Source organism: Streptomyces sp. DH10, assembly GCF_029813805.1.
GTDB lineage: Bacteria > Actinomycetota > Actinomycetes > Streptomycetales > Streptomycetaceae > Streptomyces > Streptomyces coeruleofuscus.
The window spans coordinates 19,854-41,999 of sequence record NZ_JARVKU010000036.1 but is presented as its reverse complement, the minus strand read 5'-3'; the positions used below and the strand labels follow the sequence as shown (position 1 = coordinate 41,999).

Annotated in this window: 22 protein-coding genes and 1 pseudogene; 14 read left to right on the top strand and 9 right to left on the bottom strand. The window is 66.3% G+C overall.

Going from position 1 to position 22,146, the window contains the following annotated elements:
- Positions 1-38 precede the first annotated feature (38 nt).
- Positions 39-908 (top strand): LLM class F420-dependent oxidoreductase, encoded by an 870-nt coding sequence (locus QC385_RS41335; protein WP_279546560.1) that lies wholly within the window; start codon positions 39-41, stop codon positions 906-908.
- 77 nt (positions 909-985) lie between these two features.
- Here QC385_RS41335 and QC385_RS41330 read toward each other — a convergent pair whose 3' ends face one another.
- From QC385_RS41330 to QC385_RS41320, 3 genes are all read right to left on the bottom strand, one after another.
- Entirely contained in the window at positions 986-1,843 is an 858-nt protein-coding gene (locus QC385_RS41330) for a fumarylacetoacetate hydrolase family protein (RefSeq protein WP_279546559.1), read from the bottom strand.
- A 144-nt stretch (positions 1,844-1,987) separates the two neighbouring features.
- Positions 1,988-2,695, bottom strand: a complete 708-nt coding sequence (locus QC385_RS41325) for a YidC/Oxa1 family membrane protein insertase (protein WP_279546558.1) — start codon at positions 2,693-2,695, stop codon at positions 1,988-1,990.
- A gap of 94 nt (positions 2,696-2,789) precedes the next feature.
- The gene (locus tag QC385_RS41320; protein WP_279546557.1) at positions 2,790-3,101 is read right to left on the bottom strand and encodes a DUF6412 domain-containing protein; all 312 of its coding nucleotides are present in this window, start codon (positions 3,099-3,101) and stop codon (positions 2,790-2,792) included.
- Between the two features lie 240 nt (positions 3,102-3,341).
- On the opposite strand from QC385_RS41320, the gene QC385_RS41315 reads away from it, so the two are divergent.
- The 7 genes from QC385_RS41315 (at position 3,342) to QC385_RS41285 (ending at position 13,436) form a co-directional block, all read left to right on the top strand.
- On the top strand, positions 3,342-4,817 hold the full coding sequence (locus QC385_RS41315; protein ID WP_279546556.1) for a beta-1,6-galactanase: 1,476 nt from the start codon (positions 3,342-3,344) through the stop codon (positions 4,815-4,817).
- Positions 4,818-4,958: 141 nt separating this feature from the next.
- On the top strand, positions 4,959-5,975 hold the full coding sequence (locus QC385_RS41310) for an SEC-C domain-containing protein (protein ID WP_279546555.1): 1,017 nt from the start codon (positions 4,959-4,961) through the stop codon (positions 5,973-5,975).
- A gap of 605 nt (positions 5,976-6,580) precedes the next feature.
- Positions 6,581-8,134: an ATP-binding protein gene (locus tag QC385_RS41305; protein WP_279546554.1), complete on the top strand. Its 1,554-nt coding sequence runs from the start codon at positions 6,581-6,583 to the stop codon at positions 8,132-8,134.
- Between the two features lie 54 nt (positions 8,135-8,188).
- Positions 8,189-11,185 (top strand): Z1 domain-containing protein, encoded by a 2,997-nt coding sequence (locus QC385_RS41300; protein WP_279546553.1) that lies wholly within the window; start codon positions 8,189-8,191, stop codon positions 11,183-11,185.
- Positions 11,186-11,196: 11 nt separating this feature from the next.
- The gene (locus QC385_RS41295) at positions 11,197-12,159 is read left to right on the top strand and encodes a NaeI family type II restriction endonuclease (RefSeq protein WP_279546552.1); all 963 of its coding nucleotides are present in this window, start codon (positions 11,197-11,199) and stop codon (positions 12,157-12,159) included.
- Positions 12,160-12,171: 12 nt separating this feature from the next.
- Positions 12,172-12,930: an NgoMIV family type II restriction endonuclease gene (locus QC385_RS41290; RefSeq protein WP_279546551.1), complete on the top strand. Its 759-nt coding sequence runs from the start codon at positions 12,172-12,174 to the stop codon at positions 12,928-12,930.
- A gap of 11 nt (positions 12,931-12,941) precedes the next feature.
- On the top strand, positions 12,942-13,436 hold the full coding sequence (locus QC385_RS41285) for a very short patch repair endonuclease (RefSeq protein ID WP_279546550.1): 495 nt from the start codon (positions 12,942-12,944) through the stop codon (positions 13,434-13,436).
- A 7-nt stretch (positions 13,437-13,443) separates the two neighbouring features.
- Here QC385_RS41285 and QC385_RS41280 read toward each other — a convergent pair whose 3' ends face one another.
- A complete protein-coding gene (locus tag QC385_RS41280) occupies positions 13,444-14,670 on the bottom strand; it encodes a DNA cytosine methyltransferase (RefSeq protein WP_279546549.1) in 1,227 nt (408 codons plus the stop codon).
- A gap of 161 nt (positions 14,671-14,831) precedes the next feature.
- On the opposite strand from QC385_RS41280, the gene QC385_RS41275 reads away from it, so the two are divergent.
- Positions 14,832-15,581 carry an HNH endonuclease gene (locus tag QC385_RS41275; protein WP_279546548.1) on the top strand — a complete coding sequence of 250 codons (750 nt, stop codon included), beginning with the start codon at positions 14,832-14,834 and terminating at the stop codon, positions 15,579-15,581.
- On the opposite strand, the gene QC385_RS41270 is transcribed toward QC385_RS41275, so the two are convergent.
- Positions 15,578-16,210: an ATP-binding protein gene (locus tag QC385_RS41270; RefSeq protein ID WP_279546547.1), complete on the bottom strand. Its 633-nt coding sequence runs from the start codon at positions 16,208-16,210 to the stop codon at positions 15,578-15,580. The genes QC385_RS41275 and QC385_RS41270 overlap by 4 nt on opposite strands.
- Positions 16,211-16,429: 219 nt before the next feature.
- On the opposite strand from QC385_RS41270, the gene QC385_RS41265 reads away from it, so the two are divergent.
- From QC385_RS41265 to QC385_RS41250, 4 genes and pseudogenes are all read left to right on the top strand, one after another.
- Complete coding sequence (locus QC385_RS41265; RefSeq protein ID WP_279546546.1) at positions 16,430-17,275, top strand: helix-turn-helix domain-containing protein; 846 nt, start codon at positions 16,430-16,432, stop codon at positions 17,273-17,275.
- Positions 17,276-17,542: a DUF397 domain-containing protein gene (locus QC385_RS41260; RefSeq protein WP_336621354.1), complete on the top strand. Its 267-nt coding sequence runs from the start codon at positions 17,276-17,278 to the stop codon at positions 17,540-17,542.
- Between the two features lie 199 nt (positions 17,543-17,741).
- Positions 17,742-18,185, top strand: coding sequence for a hypothetical protein (locus tag QC385_RS41255; RefSeq protein ID WP_279546545.1), 444 nt, complete (start codon positions 17,742-17,744; stop codon positions 18,183-18,185).
- A 149-nt stretch (positions 18,186-18,334) separates the two neighbouring features.
- Positions 18,335-18,435 (top strand): annotated as a pseudogene (locus tag QC385_RS41250) (IS5/IS1182 family transposase); the annotation flags it as partial.
- A gap of 57 nt (positions 18,436-18,492) precedes the next feature.
- Here QC385_RS41250 and QC385_RS41245 read toward each other — a convergent pair.
- Together QC385_RS41245 and QC385_RS41240 are read right to left on the bottom strand one after the other, a co-directional pair.
- Positions 18,493-19,578, bottom strand: coding sequence for a hypothetical protein (locus tag QC385_RS41245; RefSeq protein WP_279546577.1), 1,086 nt, complete (start codon positions 19,576-19,578; stop codon positions 18,493-18,495).
- 305 nt (positions 19,579-19,883) lie between these two features.
- Complete coding sequence (locus tag QC385_RS41240; RefSeq protein WP_279546544.1) at positions 19,884-20,390, bottom strand: DUF6624 domain-containing protein; 507 nt, start codon at positions 20,388-20,390, stop codon at positions 19,884-19,886.
- Positions 20,391-20,567: 177 nt separating this feature from the next.
- On the opposite strand from QC385_RS41240, the gene QC385_RS41235 reads away from it, so the two are divergent.
- The gene (locus QC385_RS41235; protein WP_336621353.1) at positions 20,568-21,101 is read left to right on the top strand and encodes a GNAT family N-acetyltransferase; all 534 of its coding nucleotides are present in this window, start codon (positions 20,568-20,570) and stop codon (positions 21,099-21,101) included.
- 48 nt (positions 21,102-21,149) lie between these two features.
- Here the strand turns inward: QC385_RS41235 and QC385_RS41230 are convergent, their stop codons facing one another.
- Entirely contained in the window at positions 21,150-21,548 is a 399-nt protein-coding gene (locus tag QC385_RS41230; RefSeq protein ID WP_279546543.1) for a VOC family protein, read from the bottom strand.
- A gap of 75 nt (positions 21,549-21,623) precedes the next feature.
- Positions 21,624-22,109 carry a MarR family transcriptional regulator gene (locus tag QC385_RS41225; protein WP_279546542.1) on the bottom strand — a complete coding sequence of 162 codons (486 nt, stop codon included), beginning with the start codon at positions 22,107-22,109 and terminating at the stop codon, positions 21,624-21,626.
- Positions 22,110-22,146: the final 37 nt, after the last annotated feature.

The following is a 22,146-nucleotide window of genomic DNA, read 5'->3' as shown; positions in this document are numbered from 1 at the left end:
TGATCACGCACGGCGCCCAACCGGAGGGATCCCAACCGATGACCACCGCTCTGAAGGAAACCGTCGGCCGGTACGGCATCTGGAGCGTAGGCCTGCGCTCGGAGGACCCGGACCGGCGCGGCGAACTGGCCGAGGCCGCCGCCGAACTGGAGGAGCTCGGCTACGGCGCCGTCTGGCTGGGCGGCAACAGCTCCGCCGCCAACGCCGCCCCGCTGATCGAGGCGACCTCGAAGCTCACCGTCGGCACCAGCATCCAGAGCATCTGGCAGCACGAGCCGGACGCCGCCGGCCCGGCCTTCGCGGACCTGGAGTCGGCCCACCCCGGTCGCTTCCTGCTGGGCCTCGGAGTGAGCCACGCCAAGCGGGTGGAGCAGTACGCCCGCCCCTACTCGGCCCTCGTCGCCCACCTCGACGGCCTGGACGCCGCGGGAGTGCCGGCGGACCGCCGCCTCCTGGCCGCCCTGGGCCCGAAGTCGCTCCGGCTGGCCCGCGACCGGGCGGCGGGCTCGATCCCGTACCTGGTCACCCCGGAGCACACCGCGCACGCCCGCGAGATCCTGGGCGAGGCCCCGCTGCTGGCCCCCGAGCTGGGCGTCATCCCGGAGACGGACCCGTCCCGGGCCCGCGCCCTGGCCCGCGAGTTCCTCGGGATCTACCTCCCGCTGCCGAACTACACCAACAACTTCCTCCGGCACGGCTTCACCGAGGACGACCTGTCGGACGGCGGCAGCGACCGCCTCGTCGACGCCCTGTTCGCCTGGGGCGACGAGACGGCCATCCGCGCCAAGATCGACGCGTTCTTCAAGGCGGGAGCGGACCACCTCGCCCTCCAGGTCCTGGACGGCGAACACCGCGACGCCCTGCCCAGGAAGGCGTGGCGCGACCTGGCAGCCGTGCTGCTGGGCTGACCCCTCAGGGGCGCGGGGAACTGCGCGAACAACCACGACGAATCCGCAGTCGCGAACGCTCCGCGGCTCCCCGCCCCTTACGCCTCTTTGAACTCCTGCCGCTGCCGCCCGAGCCCCTCGATCTCCAGCTCCACGACATCCCCTGCCCGCAGGAACGGCTTGGGCTCAGGCGCGCCCAGCGCCACCCCCGCCGGCGTCCCCGTGTTGATCACATCACCGGGGTACAGCGTCATGAACTGGCTGAGGTACCGCACGACCTCCCCCACCGGGAAGATCTGCTCGGCCGTCGTGCCGTCCTGCTTCAACTCGCCGTTGACCCACAGCCGCAGCGACAGCCGCTGCGGATCCGGCACCTCGTCCGCCGTCACCAGCCACGGCCCCAGCGGGTTGAACGTCTCGCAGTTCTTCCCCTTGTCCCAGGTCCCGCCCCGCTCGATCTGGAACTCCCGCTCGGACACGTCGTGCGCCACCGCGTACCCGGCGACATGCGCGAGCCCCTCCTCCACGGACCCCAGGTACCTGGCCGTACGCCCGATGACGACGGCCAGCTCGACCTCCCAGTCGGTCTTGCGGGACGCGCGCGGCACGAGCACCGTGTCGTTCGGCCCGACCACCGTGTCCGGCGCCTTCATGAAGAGGACCGGCTCGGCGGGCGGCTCTGCACCCGTCTCGCGCGCGTGGTCGTGGTAGTTCAGCCCGATACAGACGATCTTGCCGATCCGCCCCAGCGGCGGCCCGATCCGCAGCCCGGTGGCGTCCAGTGCGGGCAGCTCACCGGCGTCGGCGGCGGCACGGACCCGACCGAGCGCCGCGTCGTCCGCGAGCAGCGCCCCGTCGATGTCCGGCACGACGCCCGACAGGTCCCGCAGGGTCCCGTCGGCGTCGAGCAGTGCGGGCCGCTCGGCCCCGGCCGTACCGACTCGCAGCAGCTTCATGATCATGTCTCCCTCGATCGCGGGCGCCCGCCCGAGGCCTGCGACCCGGATGCGGCGGGCCAGCCATCGGAGGACTGGTCGATCCTCCAAGCTGGGAGTGCACTCCGCAATACCCAGTTCACGTACTGGACCCCGCCCGCCGCGTCACCGGTACAGCACAGCCCGCTCGACGACACTCCACGTCGTACTGGTCACGACGTACAGCGCGGCGGCCAGCGGCACCACGGCCACGGTGACGAGCGTGAAGAAGGACATGAACGGCATCACCTTGGTCACCGCCCCGAGCCCTGCCACCTGCTCACCACCGGCCGGGAGCGCCGGGTTCGCGGCCATCATGCGCTTGCTGAGGCGGTAGCTGAACGCGGCGACCCCGGCGACGACCACGAACAGCCCGGCGTAGACGAGCCCCGCCCCGTCGAGGGGACCGCCCTGGAGCGCGTCCACCCACCGCTCCCCCAGCGGCGCGGCGAACAGCTGGTGGTCGAGCAGTTCATTGGCCCGCCCGCCGATCGTGTCGCTGGAGAACAGGTGGTAGAGCAGGAAGAACGCGGGCACCTGGAGCAGCCCGGGCAGGCAGCCGGCCAGCGGCGACACCTTCTCCTCGGCGTGCAGCTCCAGCACGGCCCGCTGGAGCTTCTCGGGGTTCTTCCCGTGCTTCCTCCGCAGCTCGGCGATCTTCGGCTGGAGCGCGGTCCGGGCCTTCTGGCCGCGCGCGGCGGCCCGGGACAGGGGGTGGACGAGGAGTCGTACGAGTGCGGTGAACAGGACGATCGCGGCGGCGGCCGCGGAGGCGCCGAACAGCGGCTGGAGGAGGTCGGCGAGTCGCTCGACCAGGTTGGCGAAGACGGACATGGGTGAGCCCTCCGGGGGTCTCGTCGTGCCGGGAATGACATGGCGGCATGACGACCCGCGCGGGGCCGGCTAAAGGAACGTGCTGGCTGTGGCCCTACGCGAAGGTCGCCCGGAGGGCGTGTCCGGGTGCCCGGGGCCGGGTGCGCCCCCGGGCGTCGGGATCGCGTTGGGGCAGGAAGGCCGTACGGAGGTCACGGTCGCGGATGGCCGTACGCACCCGGGTGCGCGGCACGGCGGGCGCGCAGCGCGAGGCGATCAGGGCGCAGACCGCGAGCGCGGCGGAAGCGGCGGCGGTCGCGGCGAGCGCGACGGTGGCGGAGAGGCTGCCGGTGTCCAGCAGCGCCACTTCCAGGATCAGGACGAGCAGCACGAGAGCGGGACGCAGACTCGTCCAACCGCGGACCATCGGCTCCCCTCCTCCCGTACGCACGCTCGCTCGACTACCCGTTCTCTTCGCTCTGTTCGGTTATACAGGATCGCTCCGACAGTCGCGTCCGAGACTTCGTACACGGGTTTTAGAAAGGTTCGTCGCAACCCTCGACAACCCACCCGCCGCACCCGATGCTTCTCGTTGCCATGAACAGGCCACCCCGCGACGCCGGGCCGGGGGGACCGGCGCCTGCCCCGATTCCCCTACGGAGGAGCCGTGATACGACGCAGAACCCTGCTGACCGCAGCAGGCGGTACGTTCCTCGGCAGTGCCCTGGCGACAGGCACCGCGCACGCGGACGCCACCATCGCCGTCAACCCCTCGACGACGTACGGCACCTGGGAGGGCTGGGGCACCTCCCTCGCCTGGTGGGCCAACGTCTTCGGCGCCCGGGACGACTTCGCGGACCTCTTCTTCACCACCAAGTCGGTGACGTACAACGGCAGATCGCTCCCCGGCCTGGGCCTGAACATCGCCCGCTACAACCTCGGCGCGTGCAGCTGGAACAGCGTCGGCGGCGAGACGATGGTCGAATCGCCGAACATCCCCGCCTTCAAGCAGATCGAGGGCTTCTGGCAGGACTGGAACAACGAGGACCCCGCCTCCTCGGCATGGAAGTGGTCGGCGGACGCCAACCAGCGCGCGATGCTCGTGAAGGCGACGCAGCGCGGCGCGATCACGGAGCTCTTCGCCAACTCCCCCATGTGGTGGATGTGCGGCAACCACAACCCCTCCGGGGCGGCGGGCGGCGGCAACAACCTCCAGACCTGGAACTACCGCCAGCACGCCTCCCACCTGGCGGCGACGGCCCTGTACGCGCGTAACAACTGGGGCGTGAACTTCGCGACGGTCGACCCCTTCAACGAGCCGGCCTCCACCTGGTGGACCGCGACCGGCACCCAGGAGGGCTGCCACATGGACCCCGCGGTCCAGGCGGCCGTACTCCCGTACATGCGCAGTGAGCTGGACAAACGAGGCCTCACGGGCATCCGCATCGCGGCCTCGGACGAGACGAACTACGACACGGCCCGCTCGACGTGGGCGTCGTTCAACTCGTCGACCAAGGCCCTGGTCTCCCAGGTCAACGTGCACGGCTACCAGGGCTCCGGCGGCCGCCGCGACCTCCTCTACACGGACGTGGTGACGACATCCCGCAAGAAGCTGTGGAACTCCGAGACGGGCGACAGCGACGGCACGGGCCTGACCATGGCGTCGAACCTCTGCTACGACTTCCGCTGGCTGCACCCCACGGCATGGTGCTACTGGCAGGTCATGGACCCGTCGACGGGCTGGGCGCTGATCGCCTACGACGCGAACACCCTCCAGCCGACCACGGTCCAGACGAAGCACTACGTACTGGCCCAGTTCAGCCGCCACATCCGCCCGGGCATGACGATCCTGGACACGGGGGTGAGCTACGCGGTCGCGGCGTACTCGGCGTCGGCCCGCCGCCTGGTGCTGGTAGCGGTGAACACCTCCACCTCCGCCCAGACTCTCACCTTCGACCTCTCCCGCTTCTCGACGGTGACGGGCGGTACGAACGGCGCGGTGCCGCGCTGGAACACGGTGACGACGGGCGGCGGCGACCTCTACACCCCCCGCTCCGACATCCGCCTCAACGGAAAATCGGTCAGCGTCCCCTTCGCGGCGAAGTCGGTCCAAACACTCCAGATAGACGGAGTGACCCTGTAGGCCGACGGCACGCCGACGGCATGGCGGCGATTCGGGACGATTCGTAGAGCCGGGATGGCGAGCATGGGGAACCCGCGCAGGCCAGAGGTATGGCCCGCGCATCTCTCACGCTCGTCACCTCCCGGCAGTACGGTGTCCCCCATGCGCCCCGACACGCCTGCCGAAACCGTCGACCACACCGCCGAGGCGGCACGCCTGGAGCGGACCGCCGGCCTGTATCCCGAGGACTCCGAGGCCCTGCTGCTGCGCGCCGCGGCCCACCTGGAACTCGCCGGCGACCGCCCCACGGCCACGGCCCTCTACGACCGTCTGCTGTCCTCCACGGACGGCCTGGAGAACCCCCACCTGGTACGGGCGCTCAAGGCGTCGAACCTCTGGGAGTACGGCCACGAGGCCGAGGCCAGGGCGATCATCGAGGGCGTCCGGGTGGCGTCCCCGCGGGACCCGGCCCCCTGGGTGATCGTCGCCGAGGCCCTGGAGTCCCACGACGAGCTGGAAGCGGCGCACGACACGTTCACGGATGCCGTACGCCTCCTCCTGACCGACGTCCCGCAACCCCCGCAGCCGACCCACCCCCTCCTCTTCGGCCGTCACAGGGTCCGCCGCATGCTGGGCAAGTCCCACGACGAGTGGGACGCGCTGGCGGACACGGTCCACTCCCTGCCGATCACCCTGGACGAACTCCACGACCCCAAGCGCGTCTGGTCCCTGGGCTCGGAGAACCCGGCGGAACTGGAAGCGGAGATCACCCGCCTCCGAGCGGAACTGGGCGCCTACCGCGAGGCCCTCTCCCGCCCCTTCCCGGTCGCGATCCTCCACTGGCCGGCCACGGAACTCTCGGAACTCCTCGAGGCGTACCCGACCCTGGCCTCGGAGTACCCCTCCCACGACACCCACCTCGCGACCATAGAGTCCGCCCTACGAGAACTCTCCTCCTCCGGCACCCCGAACCTCGGCATCGTCACCGGCACGGTCCCCTCCTACGAGGCCTTCGCAGCGTCGGAGGGCTCCTCCCCGGGCGACGCGACGCTGCTCCCCCAGTACGCGACGACCCTGGCGGCCCGGGGACGGGCGGTGGCTTGGCCACCGCAGCAGGGGGCGGCTTGCTGGTGCGGGTCGGGACAGACGTACGGCGAGTGCCACGGCAGCACCGTCTGATCCCGTCCGACGACGGGGCACAACGACCACCGGCAGACCGCCGCCGAGCCGCCCCGGCGTGCCCGGAAGCGCTGACGCACATCCGTCACCGCCGGGCAACTGAACAATTCACTGCTGCGCCACGCCCCTGGACCCCCGCTTCCCCGGGCCGCCCGCTCGCTTCTCTCCCGTGCTGGAGCGGCCCGGGTCAAGGGTGGCCCGCAGGGCCATCGGCGCCAGCCGACGGCCGCAGGGCCATCGGCGCCAGCCGACGCGGAACGCAGCGCAGCGGAGTGAAGCGCCCTTGAGGCGGGGCGCGGAGGCACGACACTGGCCAAGAAGCGGGCGGCTCCAATCTGCACTTGGACCCGGCACCACTGCCAACTTCCTGCAATCAGCCCGGTCTTCGGACTCCACGCAGCCAGACACAGATAGTGGATGCGGACAAAGCGGGATATGGATAAAACATCCCTGGCCAAAGCTATTGAAAAATAACGGACTTATCGCCCCTGTTCAGCGTCCACCTCCTCCTATGTCCAACCTTTGCAGTACCGTCACACTCTCCGTTGTATGTAAGGGGCTGCTACTTCGTGAAGCAGGTCCTGACCTGTGCATTTTGAGGAAGCATGCCCTACGAGTCTGGCACCGACTGGCAGTACGACGTCCCCACGAGCGGCAGCACGCACTTGCCACCAGACGCGGGCTACGGCAAGGCCCTGACCAACCAGGGCTACGGTTTCGAGGTCGCCGTGGCTGACCTCATCGACAACTCCATCGACGCTGGCGCCAACAAGATCGTCGTGCACTTCCTGCGTGATGCCGATCGGATCCTCACGCTGCTGATCATCGACAACGGCAAGGGCATGGACGAGGCCGGGCTAGATGCCGCGATGACGGTGGGGCGGCGCCGTGACTACGGCGAGGGCGCCCTCGGCATGTACGGCACAGGCTTGAAGGCCGCTTCGCTCTCCCATGCTTCCTCGCTCACCGTGGTCAGCCGCACTCGGCGGAGCCGAGCTGCGGGGCGGCGCCTCACCGCAGAGGGCATCGAAGACAGCTTCCGCTGCGACACCGTCGACCCGCGGTACGCGCAGGATCTCGTGGACCGTTACGACGGGGTTATCGAGTGGCAGGGAACGATCGTGCGCTGGGACGGTGTGCGGACCTTTGAGACGGTCGCGCGCGGCCAGAGCGACCAGTTCCTGTCCAAGGCAATTTCCCGCCTTGAGACCCATCTCGGCCTCTATCTGCACCGGTACCTGCAGCGCGGTCTGAAGCTCGACATAGCAGTATGGGACGTGAGTAGCGGGGAGCGCGGCCTCGGCGAGGAAGTGGACCACATCGCCGTAGAAGCCCTGGATCCGTTCGGCTACAAGGTGCCGGGCAAGCCGGGCTACCCCCGGGAGTTCATAGCCCCGGTGGAAGGTCTGGGAGACCTGTGCCTGACCGCCCACATCTGGCCTGCCAAGTCCAAGCAGGCCGGCTTCCGCCAAATCGGTTCACTCACAGAACGACAAGGCTTCTACTTTTACCGGAACGACCGCCTCGTGCAGGCGGGAGGATGGAACGGCTGGCGGAACCCTGAGGGGCACCATGTTCTCGCCCGGGTCGCTGTCGACCTTCCGTCTCGCGAGAACAGCGTCCTGAGCCTCGACGTCAAGAAGGAGAGCGTCACCGTCACTCCAGCCTTCACTGACGGCCTCGATAAGGCGGTGGACTCCAAGGGGCACATGTTCCGGAGTTACCTGTTGGACGCTGAGACTGCCTACAGGGACGGTTCGAGGCGGAACGAGATCGTCCGCAAGCCTGTCACTCCTCCGGGCAAGGGCCTGGATCCCAAGGTCAAGCGAGTCATCAAGGAAGAACTGCCTGAGAAACCGGGCGAGGAACCGATCACCTTCACCTGGGGTGCGCTTCCGGCCAACCAGTTCCTCGACCTTGACCGCGAGCACAATACGGTCATCCTCAACAAGGCCTACCGAGAGGACTTCAACGACGGCAGGCGCGGCGGTGCCAATGACGCCCCGGTCACGAAGACCTTGCTGTTCTTGCTTCTCGAGGACTGCTTCGGGCTGGGCCGCTGGGAGCGTAGTCGCCAAGACCGCCTGGACTACTGGAACACCATCCTCCTGGCTTCGGTGGACGCACAGCGTACGCGACGTGCGCAACAACTCTCCTGATACCAGCGCGCAGTCATTCCCGTTTCCCCTTGATGCGATCGAGGACTTCTTCACATGAGCAACACCCCAGCCAACGTGCTCGTCGAGATCCACACCCACGCACTGGCCGGCATGCTGAACGTCCCCCGTCACTTCGCGCGTTGGGCCGCCGTTGCAGCCGACGAGGACTATCCGGACGCCGACCTGAGCGAGGAACTGTTCCGCACCTGCCTCGTCGACGGTGACGAGGCACTCAGAGCCCTGTGGAGCCGTCACCTCGCCGCCTGGGACTTCGCCGAAGATCCTCAGTGGGCGCTGGGCATCCCAGCTCGCACCGATGAACGGCGTACAGCCGTGTATGACAGGCTGCGGTTTGGAAGTGACCTGCGGAAGGCGCTGGATGCCGCCGTACCCGTGGCGAAGATCTCGGGTCCCACAGTGATCACGCGTGATTTCACCCCTTGGTATACCCCTGAGCGAGCAGCCGCCCGTTCCTTCTATTGGACGTCGTACGAGCAGAAGCTCCGCGCCAAAGGCTGGTCCGATGCCGCGATCGCCAGCCTCGATGAGGCAAGCCGGGCAGTTGTTGAACGCCTCACCGATCCAGAGCAGCCGACGGCTCGGCAGGCGAAGGGTCTGGTCGTCGGATACGTGCAGTCAGGAAAGACAGCCAACTTCACTGGCGTCACGGCCAAGGCGATCGACGCCGGCTACCGCCTCGTCATCGTCCTGGGAGGCACGCTCAACCTGCTGCGCGCTCAGACCCAGCGCCGCCTCGACATGGAGTTGATCGGGCAGGAGAACATCCTGCGAGGCGCGGACATCACAGATCTCGACTCCCTCGTGGGCGTGGACTACGTAGGCGACGACGACGCGGACTGGGGCGAGTTCGTCCAGCACGGTGCACGCCCGTCTGTGCTCGGCGCGTTCGACATCGAGCGTCTGACGACTCGCGACAACGACTACAAGAGCCTGGCGCAAGGCATCCGGGCTCTTGAGTTCGAGAAGCGCGAACCGACCCGCCCTCTGCATGATCCAGCGAACCTCCACCACGCGGCGGCCCGCATTCTGGTGGTGAAGAAGAACAAGTCTGTTCTGACCAAGCTTGTCAAAGACCTCAAACAGATTCGCGGACTGCTCGGTGAGCTCCCTGCCCTGATCGTCGATGACGAGTCCGACCAGGCGTCCGTGAACACCCTGGACCCCAAGAAGTGGGAGCAAGGCAGCACTGAACGCACGGCCATCAACGGGCTGCTCTCCCAGCTCCTGAAGCTGCTTCCGCGCGCGCAGTACGTTGGCTACACGGCTACCCCCTTCGCCAACGTCTTCGTTGACCCCGGTGACGACGACGACATCTTCCCCAGCGATTTCGTGATCTCGCTGCCCCGCCCCTCTGGATACATGGGCGCCCAGGACTTCCACGATCTGGACTCGGCGATACCTCGGCATGAGCGCACTTACGCCAACTCCCAGGAGAAGGCGCACATCCGGGACATCTGCGAGTCCACGGGCGACCGCCTCCAGGAGGCCATCGACGCATTCCTCCTGTCCGGTGCGCTGAAGCTGTACCGGGCCGACCACGGTGTGGATGACGGCCCATTCCGGCACCACACGATGCTCGCTCATCAGTCGGTGCGGAAGGACGATCACGCGGATCTCGCGTTGCGTGTTAATTCCATGTGGCATCAGGCGGGTTACAGCTCGGCGGCCGGCCATGAGCGCCTTGCTGCACTGTGGGCTTCCGACTTCGCCGCAGTCAGTGACGCTCGCGCGTCAGACCTCCCAGCTCCTGCCTCCTATGAGGAACTACGCCCCTACGTCAATGCCGCACGCCAGCGCATCGGCTCAGGCGGTCAGCCAGTCATCGTCGTGAACGGAGATTCCGACCGCTACTTCGACCAGCTGAACCTCGACTTCGACCGGACACCACACGTCTGGAAGATCTTGGTGGGGGGAACGAAGCTCTCTCGCGGTTTCACCGTGGAAGGCTTGACCATCACCTATTACCGGCGCACCACCCAGCAGGCGGACACCCTGATGCAGATGGGACGCTGGTTCGGCTTCCGGCCCGGCTACCGGGACTTGGTCCGGCTCTACATCGGACGGGAGGAGCCTTTCGGCCGCAACAGGTACGCCGACCTGTACGAGGCTTACGAAGCGATCTGCCGTGACGAGGAGACATTCCGGGAACAGTTGGCCCAGTACGCCGTCGTGGTCGATGGTCAGCCACAAATAACACCCATGCAGGTGCCTCCCCTTGTGGCACAGCACCTGCCCTGGATCAGGCCTTCGGCCCGCAACAAGATGTTCAACGCGGAGCTGGTGGAGATCCGGTCACCTGGCCGCCCCATTGAGCCTGCGTCGTACCCGCTGAACAACGCGGCACTCAAGCGGAACGCCGAGCGCTGGCGCCCCTTGTTGGACTCGCTCACCCCAGCCCCGACTACATTCACCAATCCACCAGACGACTCCAGCTCGCTCACGCGAACCTTCGAGGCGCTTACCGGGACCGTCTCCCACAGCGACCTTGTCAGTGTGCTGTCTCAGCTCGAATGGGAACGTCCAGGGCACTTCGACCCTCATCTGACCTATCTCAGCCAGCTCGACGGCACGCTTGCCAAGGTGGACGACTGGCTGCTCATATCCCCCCGTCTGGCCGCGAGCAAGCGCATAGAAGCCCACGTGCTTGGTTCGCTGCCGTTGTCCCTCGTCCGCCGAACTCGGCAGGCCGGCAAGACCTCCTTCGGCCGCATCGCCAGCGTCGAACACCGCACTGCGGCACAGCGCCTGATCGATGCGGCGCGCTCGTCGGCTGAGGCACACCCTGCTGAGAGCGCCGTCATCGGCTCTACGACAGGGGTGGCACTTCTGTACCCGGTCGTCGAGGGGGACAGCCACAGCAACGTACACGCGGCCGTGCGGAACGGCTCGGCCGACCCGTCGAAGATCGTGATGGCGTTCACCTTGATCCCGCCTACCTCAGCGGCGAGCGCCGACCGGCGCCTGGTGCGGTTCCGTGCCAGGAATTCTCGCCACACAGATGACGCTACTATCCCAGTTAGTTCGTCATGAGGGGGAATCGCTTGCTGCCCATCGATATAAGCGCTGCACAGAACATCGTCCTGTCCGAGGAGGTGAAGCGCGACGCAGAACTTCAAGCAGTGAGCAGGGAGCTGATGAGCATCGATGCTGCAGAGGAACGCTTCGCATCGGTACTGCGGGACACAATCGATCAGCTACTGAATGGCGAGGTTACAGGACGTTACGACTGGGCGACTCTGTACAAGACTGAGCGGACCCACGCGGGAACCCTCGTCGAAATCAATCTCCAGCGCGAGTTCAGATTCGCAGACGGCCACGCAATGGACTACCGGATCGCCGGTATTGAGGTGGACTGCAAGTACTCGCAGAACTTCGGTGGCTGGATGATCCCGCCAGAGGCCAGGGGACATCTCTGCCTGCTCGTATGGGCCAACGACTACGAAAGCCGCTGGAGCGCCGGCCTTTTCCGAGTGCGAGAGGAGTGGCTGAACAGAGGAGGCAACCGCGATGCGAAGCTCACCGTGAAGGCAATACATCGGGACAAGATCCACTGGTTGTGGCGCGACTCAGAGCTTCCGGAGAACGTGCTTCTCCATATGGACCCCTCCGAGCGCCAGGCGGTCTTCGCACCGAACTCCGGCCAGCAACGCCTCAACGAACTGTTCCGGCGCGTACAGAAACGGCGCATAGGCCGCAATGTGGTGCGGACAGTCGCCCAGCAGAAGGACTACATGAAGCGCGTCCGTGGCAATGGGGGCTCTCGTTCGGCGCTCAGGACCGACGGCATCCTCATCATGGGGGACTACGACAGTCATCGTGCCGTAGCGGAGCAGCTCGGCCTCCTGCCACCGCATGAGGGAGAGTTCGTCAGCGTGCGTGTTGCAAGGCAACAGCCACACCACAGGGAAGCACCCCACGTGATTCTGGGCGGGGAGCCCTGGGTGATTGCCACTCCCGATGACGCACCAGAGATAGCCCCGCTGCTCCCCTCCCACGCCAAGTAGGAGCACACAGAGATGAGTGCTCCTTTCGCGACCCAACTTCTCGGCTGGAAAAAACTAAAGGCATCAGGGAAACCTGTACCGAATAGCGCTGACAGCAGCAGCAAGACATCCAAGGCGCTGGCAGGGAAAATTCTTGAGTACTTGGGCGTCACATCAGAGATAATCCTGCCGGGAACACCCCAGAGCCTTGGGCCCGCATTGGAACAACTGGTGCATGAAGATCTAGAAAAATCACTGCCGATAATCGATTCTTCCCGCACCTGGCACGCAGACCGCAAGAAGGTCATTTCAGACTTTTTGCAGTACGCCCACCTCGGGAACCTCAAGAAGGTCGTTGTCAAGAATCCCGTCCTGAGCGCCGACCTCGGACTTGACTATCTGATCAAGCCTGACGTCACTGTCGGCATCGCGCAGGACCCGCCTCCCGTAGGCGCCCGCCCCTTTCTGCACGCCACCATCTCGCGCAAGTGGACAATTCGGTCCGACCGGGTACAGAACGTCCGGCACGAGTTCCTGCAGATGATCAGGCACAGACGCGGTCGGCTTCCGCATCTTGTTACTGTGACTGCCGAGCCAATGCCTAGCAGGATCGCTGCCATCGCCAGAGGAACCGGCGAGGTCGACGCTGTTTACCACATCGCCCTCGATGCGTTGCAGGATGCTGTGCGAGATGTCGGAAGCGACCAGCAGAAGCGCGACCTGTCAGAGAGCATCCGTCAAGGACGTCTCCGGCCCTACGAAGAACTCGCATACACGTTGACCACCTGGTAAGTCAGAGCACTATGAGTAAGAGTTCGGACCCCCCGGCTCAGCCGGAGGGTGAATGGTTCCCTCCGGAGGGCTCGTGGGCCTCCTCCGCGGCTCGTCGCCGGAACATGCAGGCTATCCGGAACCGGGACACCAAGCCGGAGTGGCTCGTCCGCCGGCTTGTGCATGCCAGAGGTCTGCGTTACCGGGTCGCCGCCAAGCCGCTTCCGGGCCTTCGCCGGACCGCCGACCTGGTCTTCGGCCCGGCAAAGGTCGCGGTCTTCATCGACGGCTGCTATTGGCACGGCTGTCCGGAGCACTACGTGCCCCCGAGGACGAATCCGGGGTACTGGTCAGACAAGGTAGCCCGGAACGTTGCACGCGATCGAGACACCGACCAGCGTCTATCGGAGGCCGGCTGGACGGTGCTCCGGTTCTGGGAGCACGAACCGGCCGCCGCGTGTGCGACGCGGATCGCTGCGGAGGTCGCAAAGCGCCGACCTCAAGCGCGCCAGACGCGCAAGCAGTAGCGGTGCGCTAAGCCTTGCCGCTGTCCCGCTCCCGCGCAGCTCTCAAGACATCGGCGATCGACTCACCAACGGCCTTGGCGACCGGCGGCGGGAAGGCATTGCCCACCTGCCGGTACTGCGCAGTCTTACCACCCGCGAACTGCCATTCGGGAGGGAAACCCTGGATGATCGCAGCCTGCTGCACGGTGAGCATCGGTCCGTTCGGACCGAAAAGGTCACGATCCTCCGTGCCCTTCTGCCTACAAGTCTCGGGATCGTTAGCTACCCCGAGGGCATCGACGCCGAGCAGCTTCCAAGCTGCCTTTGCCCGGCTAGGACCAAGGTCGGCCCCCCCGTGCTTCTTCGATCCGCCAACCAGCGTTGGGGCGATACCACTGGCACCCTTTGCCAAGAGCTCCTGGTGTCGCTTGTGCGCAGTGTCGAGCCAGCGCTCGTATGCTGCGCGAGCCTGCTCAGCACGAGCGCCCTCGAAATACGGCTCGTACCGGGCGTACATCGACTTCTCTAGCGCTTTCGCAACGCTGACGTGGTCATCGTGGGTCACTGCAGGCCACTCGTATTTGACGTCCTTCAGGACATCGCTACGGAAAGCAACGAGGATGGCACGGGGGCGGAGTTGCGGGACCCCAAAGTCACTGGCCTCCAGGATGTCCCATTCACACACCTTGTAGCCCAGTCCGTCTTCCCAGGCCATCTGCCCATCGTCTCCGCGGTACCAACCGCTCTGGAGCCGTGCCTTGATCCAGTCCCGGTAGTCTTCGAACTTCGGGTCCATGATCCCGCGCACATTCTCGATCATGACAGCCCGGGGATTCAGCTTGTCGATGAGGCGCAGCATCGCCGGGAACAGGTCGCGCTCGTCTGCCTTGCCGAGTTGCTTGCCGGCATGTGAGAACGGAGGGCAGGGAACACCGCCAGCCAGGAGGTCCAGCTCGCGCCGCTCAAGCAGCTCCACGCTCTTCTGCAGGTGTTTCTCTCGCTTGAACTCATTGACGTCTGTTGGCGGCAGAACGTCACAGTTCTCTCTCTCCCAGGCCCACTTCGGGTGAGACTCGACGTTCGTCTGCAGTGTCTTCGCGGCATACTGGTCAATCTCAACGAGGGCGAGATGGCCGAATCCAGCCTGGTGGAGGCCTAGGGCCTGCCCACCCGCTCCAGCACAGATCTCGATCGAGGTGAACTCGGGCTCCTCGGCCTTGCCCTCGGAGCGCTTCGGTTCGTTCGTGCGGGTCATGCCCCCTCCTTCTAGCCGTACAGCGGCAGACACAGCTTGCGATCCACCATCACTGAGGGTGACAGACCCCACTGACAACGAGACTTCCCCAAGTGTGCCGCACTCCCCGCGGCGCGCTGAACGCACCCTCCGTCACACCGAACACTCATACGATATTGCCCGTGCGCATACCTACGTGGACCGAGGACGAGCTCGTGTTGGCCGGTGCTCTGGTCGTGAGGAACGGTTGGCGCGAGCTGCGAACCACAGACCGTGCGGTACACGAACTCTCGGAGTTGCTGCGGTCGCTGCCGATCCACAGACCCGAGGCTCGGGCGCTGCCCAGCTTCCGGTCTCCAGACAGCGTCAGCCGCAAAACCGCAGACTTCATGACGAATCACAGCTCGCACTCTGGCAAGGCGACACGGTGCGGGAAGCTCACGCTTCTCATGATTGATGCCGTCACGACGCGTGAAGCTGAGATGCTCCAAGCTGCGAGGGCAATTGAGGAAGGCGTCGGTTCGGGCGACCTGCACGCCATCCCGCCGCAACCCGACGAAGTCGATGAGGCGGGCCACACAGCCATCGAGGGGCGCCTGCTCGTCCGCCGCGCACTCGCCCGGGAGCGAGACCCTAAGCTCCGGTCGCTGAAGATCGAGCAAGTACGGCGACGTGGCAGCGCGCTGCAGTGCGAGGTCTGCGACTTCAACTTCGCCCGCATTTATGGAGCTCTGGGCGAGGGCTACATCGAAGTGCACCACGTCACTCCCCTGTATGTCTCCGGAGCACGAGAGACCAGTCTTGACGACCTCGCATGTCTGTGCGCCAACTGCCACCGCATGTGCCACCGGAGCCGTCCCGGGGAATCCTGGCGCACGCCGACCGTTCTCCGGGAGCAGATACGCAAGTCCATTCAGACACCCGCCCACTAGGCCGCGTCCGCTTCAGCCTCGTAGTGCATCTGAGCGCGGTCGAGAATGTCATCTGGATCATGGCCTCGGGCGCTGGTCCAGTGGAGCAGATCAGCGATCAGCTCGACCGCCGACTCGACAAGGCTCACCTCTCGGCCCCGGCCGTGCTGACCTAGCCCGCGCGCAGCACCCTCGTAGTTCTCGAGCGCCTCCACAGCTCGCTCGATACGGTGACAGCTACGCCCGCTATTCAGGGGGAGCTCGCACCAGACGGCCTTGCCTGCCGCGGTCAAAAGGGTGCCCCAGTCCACTGCCATCGCCGCGAGCAAATGCAGGCCACGGCCGCACTCATCACCGCATGCCGCCTCCCTGACGATGGGCATGACCGGACTCTTGTCGTGAACTTCGAGGCGTACGCACTCCGCCTTCTTCTCCAAGATCAGGGCCGCCGACGTCCCTTCACCAACGTGCTTGACGACATTGGTGGCCAGCTCCGCAACAAGGAGTTCTGCGTCGTCAGCCGCGACCGGCATCCCCCACCGGCTGAGTTGCTGCACGGCTGCTCTCCTCAGCAGGCGCACCTCCGCCGGCGCTGCTTCGAAGGGCAGTACGCAGCGCAGTCGCGACTCCGTGACCTCGTAGCCATGCATGACCTGTCCTCCCTCCCTAGCCACGCAACACGCTTAATCACGCCGTATCCGGACGGCTGCACTGCGTAGCGCCCGGGAACGAGCATGGCACAGAGAAATCTCACTGTGTAACTTCTCATGAGAATCTATCGGGTGAACCTGGTGGTGACCCCGCTTCACCGCTGCCTAGCCTGATGGGCGTCCTCCGGGCTGAGGCCCGGCACATGGCGAAGGAGCCTCATGCCCGTACGGAGCACGACACGACGCCGCCAACTGGGCGCCACTATGCGAAAGTTGCGCTCCCGCACGGGGTTGACGCTTGAGGAAGCCGGGCGCCTGGTCGGCGTATCGAAAGCGACCGTCAGCCGGTACGAGACCACGGCCGGACCGGTCAAGTGGATCGTCGTCGACGCACTCTGCCGTGAGTACGGAGCAACGGACGCTGAGCGGCGAGCAGTGGTCAACCTCGCCAAGAGCGCCAAGGAGCAGGGCTGGTGGAGTTCTTTCGCCGACTCCATCCCGGAGAGCATGAACCTGCTGCTCACCCTTGAGGACGAGGCGGTCCGTGAGAACCACTTCTGCTGCGTCTACGTCCCAGGACTCCTACAGACACGCGACTACAGCACGGCGCTCCAGAAGGCGAACGAAGTGCCCTTGGAGTCGGCAGAGGTCGAGCGGCTCGTCGACATCCGCATGAAGCGGCAGGAGATCCTGACCCGCCCGAAGCCGTTGCACCTGTGGGCGATCCTCGATGAATCGGTGATCCGGCGTGTGGTCGGCTCGCCAGCGGTCATGAGGGAGCAGCTCGACCGGCTCCTCGAAGCCAACGAGTCCCCACACATCACTCTCCAGGTGCTGCCGTTTTCCAAGGGAGCCCACGCCGCTGCCCTGGGCAGCTTCGTGATCATCGGCGGTCCTGAACCGGCCCTCGATGTCGTGTACGTCGACTTCCACACGGGCTCGCTCTTCTTGGAGAAGGAAGAGGAACTGGAGCGATACAGACTTGCGTTCGAGTACCTGCGCGCACAAGCGTTGGACATGGAGGCTTCCTCCGCCCTGATCCATCGCGCCCGCAAGGAGCTCTGAATGCCCGCTAGCCCCCTGACCGCCTCCGAGCCACGGTGGTTCAAGTCGTCGTACAGCGGCGGCAACACCACCGAGTGCTTGGAGTGTGCTTACGTCGCTCACGGCGCGCTCATACGCGACTCCAAGTACCACTGGCGGGGGCCCATCGTTTCCGTGGGCAGCGAGGCCTGGGGTCACTTTGTAAGTGCATTGAGTAGCGCCAAGGATCAAGCTGGTGCCGCTAAAGAGCTTTGCAATGGTCGCAGGCCAACTATGGATCCTCGCTGACAGTCACCTCCCGGCTCCCACAGCTAAGGTCCCCGCGCATGGTGCTCTTGGTGTCCACCAGTCACCTGTTGATCTACGGGGTACAGCCGGTGGGCGAGGTTCGTGGCCGCGTCGGCCAGACCCTGCACGTGCGTCTGCTCACGGACACAGTGATGCACTGGCGCCGATCTGGCGGAGAGGCCGCCGTACTCTCCTGACCATGAGAATCCGCTCGACGACCTACCTGCCCCTGGCCGCAGTGACAATCATCCTCGGGCTCACCTATGCCTTCGTGCTCGTCCCGGCCGGTCGGCAGGACCGAGCCAAGCAGGACGCGGTCGCCCGGACCGCCACCGACCTGATGCACGCGCTGGGACGAGGGGACGGCCCGACGGCATGCGGTCTGCTGAGCAAACCAGCCGCCACATCCCTCGCCACCCGCCAGGGCGCGGCCAACTGCCCTGCGGCCGTCACCTCCCTGTCCCGCTCCCTCAACGCTGAGCAGCGCGACTCCATAGCCGCGGCAGAGCTGACCGGCGAGCACGTCACGCCTCGGAAGAAGGACCCGCTGATCCCCGTCAACCTGCCCGCAAATCCCTTTGACTTCACGCAGTTCCTGGTGACCGAGCGGAACGGCGAGTGGCGGATCGTCCGATTGGACTAGGCGCTGTCTCGGCGGATCACTCACTGAGCCATTTCAGGCTGGCCATCGATCGGGGGACGCCGGAGAGGTCGGGGCAGCGGCTACAACGCACAAAGCTCCCGTGCCGTTGAGCGAGGCGTTCGAAGTCTCAACCCACTGGCACTGCCTCGTTGGTTCCCTATCCCGCCACACTCGACCTCCCGCACGCCCCGGTCGAGTGGGTCACCATGCCTATCGCCCCCGTGAGGGCGACCGGCGGTGCAAGCTTCCGCTGCAGTAGGGCAGGCTTACCGGCCGGTGTTCTGGCGTTCCCGTGCCGCTCTCGTGATCAACGGCTGCGGGGCGTGGGGATCTGGCTTCCCCAGTAGTGACCGCAGGTGGACCACTTACCGCGGCCGCAGGGGCAGGCGCGGCTGCCGCGCGTGGGGTGGAAGGCGCGCCAGTACGTACGGCGGGTGAGCGTTGCCGCTGATGTCGTCAGGCCGAAGTCGTCCACGATGGCCAGGCCGTCTTCGAGAACGTTCAACATGTGCGTGCCGGCCGAGATCAGGGAGTCGGCAACTGCGAAGGCGACGGTCGGTTCCAGAACTTGGACAGATTCTCCGTCAGCGAGCGACATGGGAGATCGGGCGTAACTGCGCACCGTGACAGCGCTTGAAGTGTGTACGAGCGGCGGTGTGGCGAAGGCGATTCTGGCTCCGAAGGCGGGGTGCGCGGCGTCGGAGAGCAGATCATACCACTTCGGGAATCTGCCTTCGCCCGTCGCCTTGGTCACCTTCTTCACGAGGGTCAGGACGTTGGTGGCCTGGAGCTTTTCGTTGCTGCCGTTCATCCTTGAGCCGAACCCAGCCTTCAGCAGGACGGGAGCGAGCTCCTCGCGGACGAGGGCGGGACGTTTCAAGGAGTCTTTGGCGGCGGCCTTGCCGGTCCGCCATGCCTCGGCGATGGCTTTCTGCTCGTCTACCAGTGCTCCTGCTTCTTCGATGAGAGCCCGGGCCGTGACCGCGCCGGAGGTGATACGCCACCGGGCCAGGTTGTCCAGGGTGTCAGAGAGGAGGTCGGCGCTGCGCCAGGCGTGGACGAGCCACCAGCTGACCAGTCGTGTGTGCAGCTCAGGGTAGATGACAGCTGCCGCCGGATCGCGGGCTCCGGCTTCGGATGCCTGGTCCACAGCAAGGACGGTTGCGCCATCGTCGGAACGGACATAGACCCAGTCCTCAGCCTCCCGCCGGGCGAGTCGCTCCCACTTTTCCGCAGCGCGGCCTGTCAGGGGGGTCAGCAGCACTTCGGTGGTTCCCGCATCCTCGCTCATGCGGCGCAGCGCGGTGACACGGTCGGTGAGTTCCGTGAGGGCAGCGGTGCGCTGAGCGCCCAGCGCATCAGCAACCGCCTTGGTCAGTCCGGATTCATCCATGTTCACCGCACGAGACCTTAGCGGCATGCGCCCTTGCCGCGTGAGGTGTTGGTGTGGCTGAAGGCACGCGGAGCGGCCCGCCCAGTTCGGGGCTTCTAAGGCCTGGCCTGCGACCGCACGGCCCACATGGTCCCCGGGCCGGTTCCGGCGAGGACCTGATGCTGCTCCGACCCAATTGATGACGTGCGAGGTGCCCTTGGGCAGGCTGCTGGATGTTTTCGATGCCGGCCTTCCCTAGAGCACCTATCGGCGGCACCTCACGCGTGGAGAAGGGCGAGGCGTCCGTCGGGTGACCGTGACCGGCGTCAGGTCGTCGAGAACTTGGCGACGTACTCCTCGAAGGGCTCGATGCCGACCTCCGCGCGGAGTTCGTCCACGCGGTCGGGTTCCTCGCAGGGCCACCGGACCGGTGCCCCGTTCTTCACGCCGGCGATCTGTGTGCCGTAGAGCTGTTTGCGGCCCTCGTTGACGAGCGTGCGGTCGCGGAGGAAGGCCAGTTCGCGGAGGCCGGCCGAGCCTGTCGACACCGCCTGCTGCATGAGGTGAAGGGCACGGCGCTGGACGTCGAGCTGTCGGTCGGCGTGCTGGGCGATCAGCCATGCCGCGCGGGCGGCCTCCTCGCCGACCAGTTCCGCCGTCGGCCAGCCGTACTCGTCCATGATCTCGCTGAGCCGGTCACCGTGCCGTGCGGTCAGCCGGCGCCACGCCAGCTGTTCGGCGGGGTCGTCGCTGTTCGCCTGGACCGAGGACTGGTGATCGGCCACGGCCATGGCCGTGAGTTCTTCCCTCAGCGCGGCAACGTCGTGCGTCACTCTCAACTTCCCTTCCACCTAGGTGCGTTGTGTCCATCCCGAGGAAACCTTAGGGGCGCATATCGGGTGAAAGGATCATTCTTGAGAACGGCGACAGGTGCCTACGTGGACCGCGATAATGGATCTAGAACCCCTGGCATTGACCGTCCGCCGGGTTTTCGGAGGGGTGGGGAGCGCGTGGAAGGCCTGACCGTGGAGCGGATGGGCGGGGCCGGCGCCGTGGCGGTGCAGGAGGCGCTTCGGGGGGTGTACGCCGAGGCGTTCGCGGGGGCGCCGTACTACGTGACCGAGGACGAGGCCACCGCCGCGTTCCGGCGGTTTCCGTCCCAGGCGGGCAGGGCCGGCTTCCGGGCCGCGCTGGGGCGTGACGCGGGTGGTGAGCCGGTGGGCATGGCCTATGGGTGCCTGCTGGAGGCCGGCAGTGCGTGGTGGGGCGGGATGAGCGGGGATGTGTGCCGGGAGGACGGGCGGCGCAGTTTTCTGCTGATGGAGCTTGCCGTACGGGGGCGGTGGCGTGGGCTCGGTGTCGCGCGGCGGCTGCATGAGGTGCTGCTCGATGGTGTCGGGGTCGAGCGGGTCGTGCTGAACGTGCATCCCGAGAGCGGGGCGGCGCAGGCCGCTTACCGGGCGTGGGGATATCGCAAGGTGGGCGAGACGCGGCCGTGGGAGGGTGCGGATGCTCATGACGTGATGGTGCTCGGTCTGGACTGAGCGTCCTCGTCTCGCCCGGCCGCCGCCGTTGTCGTACTCCGGGACGCGTCAGTCCTCCACCCGTTCCTCCACCGGATCCAGTTCTCCCCGTTCGATACAGAACTCGTTGCCCTCGGGGTCGGCCAGGACGACCCAGCCTCGGCCGTTCGGGAGGGTGCGGTCCGTCAGGATGCGGGCGCCGAGGGCCACCGCGCGTTCGACCTCCTCGGAGCGGGTGCGGCCTGTGGGCTGGAGGTCGAAGTGGATGCGGTTCTTCGTTGCCTTGCCTTCCTCGACGCTTACGAAGAGCAGGCCCGGGGCGCCGTTCGGGAACTCGATCAGTACCTCGGGGTCGCCGGGCTTGTCCTCGTCGGAGATCGGGTGACCGAGCAACTCGGACCAGAAGCGGGCCAGTTCGTAGGGCTCTCCCGTGCAGTCGAAGGTGATGTGACGGATGGCGGGGTTCAACGGTCGTCTCCCTCGGGCGGGTTGGGGCGCTGATGCGCCACCGAAGGATGGGCGGGGAGACGGGGCCCTGTCGAACTATTTCCCGTCGTCGGGGAGGTTTCCGTTGCCGCCCAGGTTGGCGACGATCCTGCGCAGGACGTTGATCGTCACCACGAAGTCGGCGGACTCGATGCCCTCGTGGGTCTGCTCGTGGACGCGGAGGTTGCGTTCCCGGGCGCGGAGGCGGCCGGCCTCGCCCTCCTCGGTCAGGGCCATGCCGCCCGTCGCGTCCTCCGTGAGCCAGCCTCGGGCGATCAGGTCGTCGTAGACCTCGTCGAAGTCGGTGTTCAGGTCGTCGTAGGGAGTCAGGCGGTCGGTCAAGGTGGCGCGGGTCCATGAGCCGGGGGCGCCGGACGCGTGGTTGAGCGTCCACCAGTGGGGCTGGGTGAGACCCTCCACCGCCAGTTGGGCACGGATGGCTCCCACCACCAGGCGGTAGGCCTGGCCCGTCCATGCGCCGATCGGCTGGGCGGCCAGCTCGTCGTGGGTGTACTCCTTGAGGTCCTTCGTGTGCGCGCTCATGCGTTCCCCTCCTGTGGTTGCCTGGACGCGATCAACG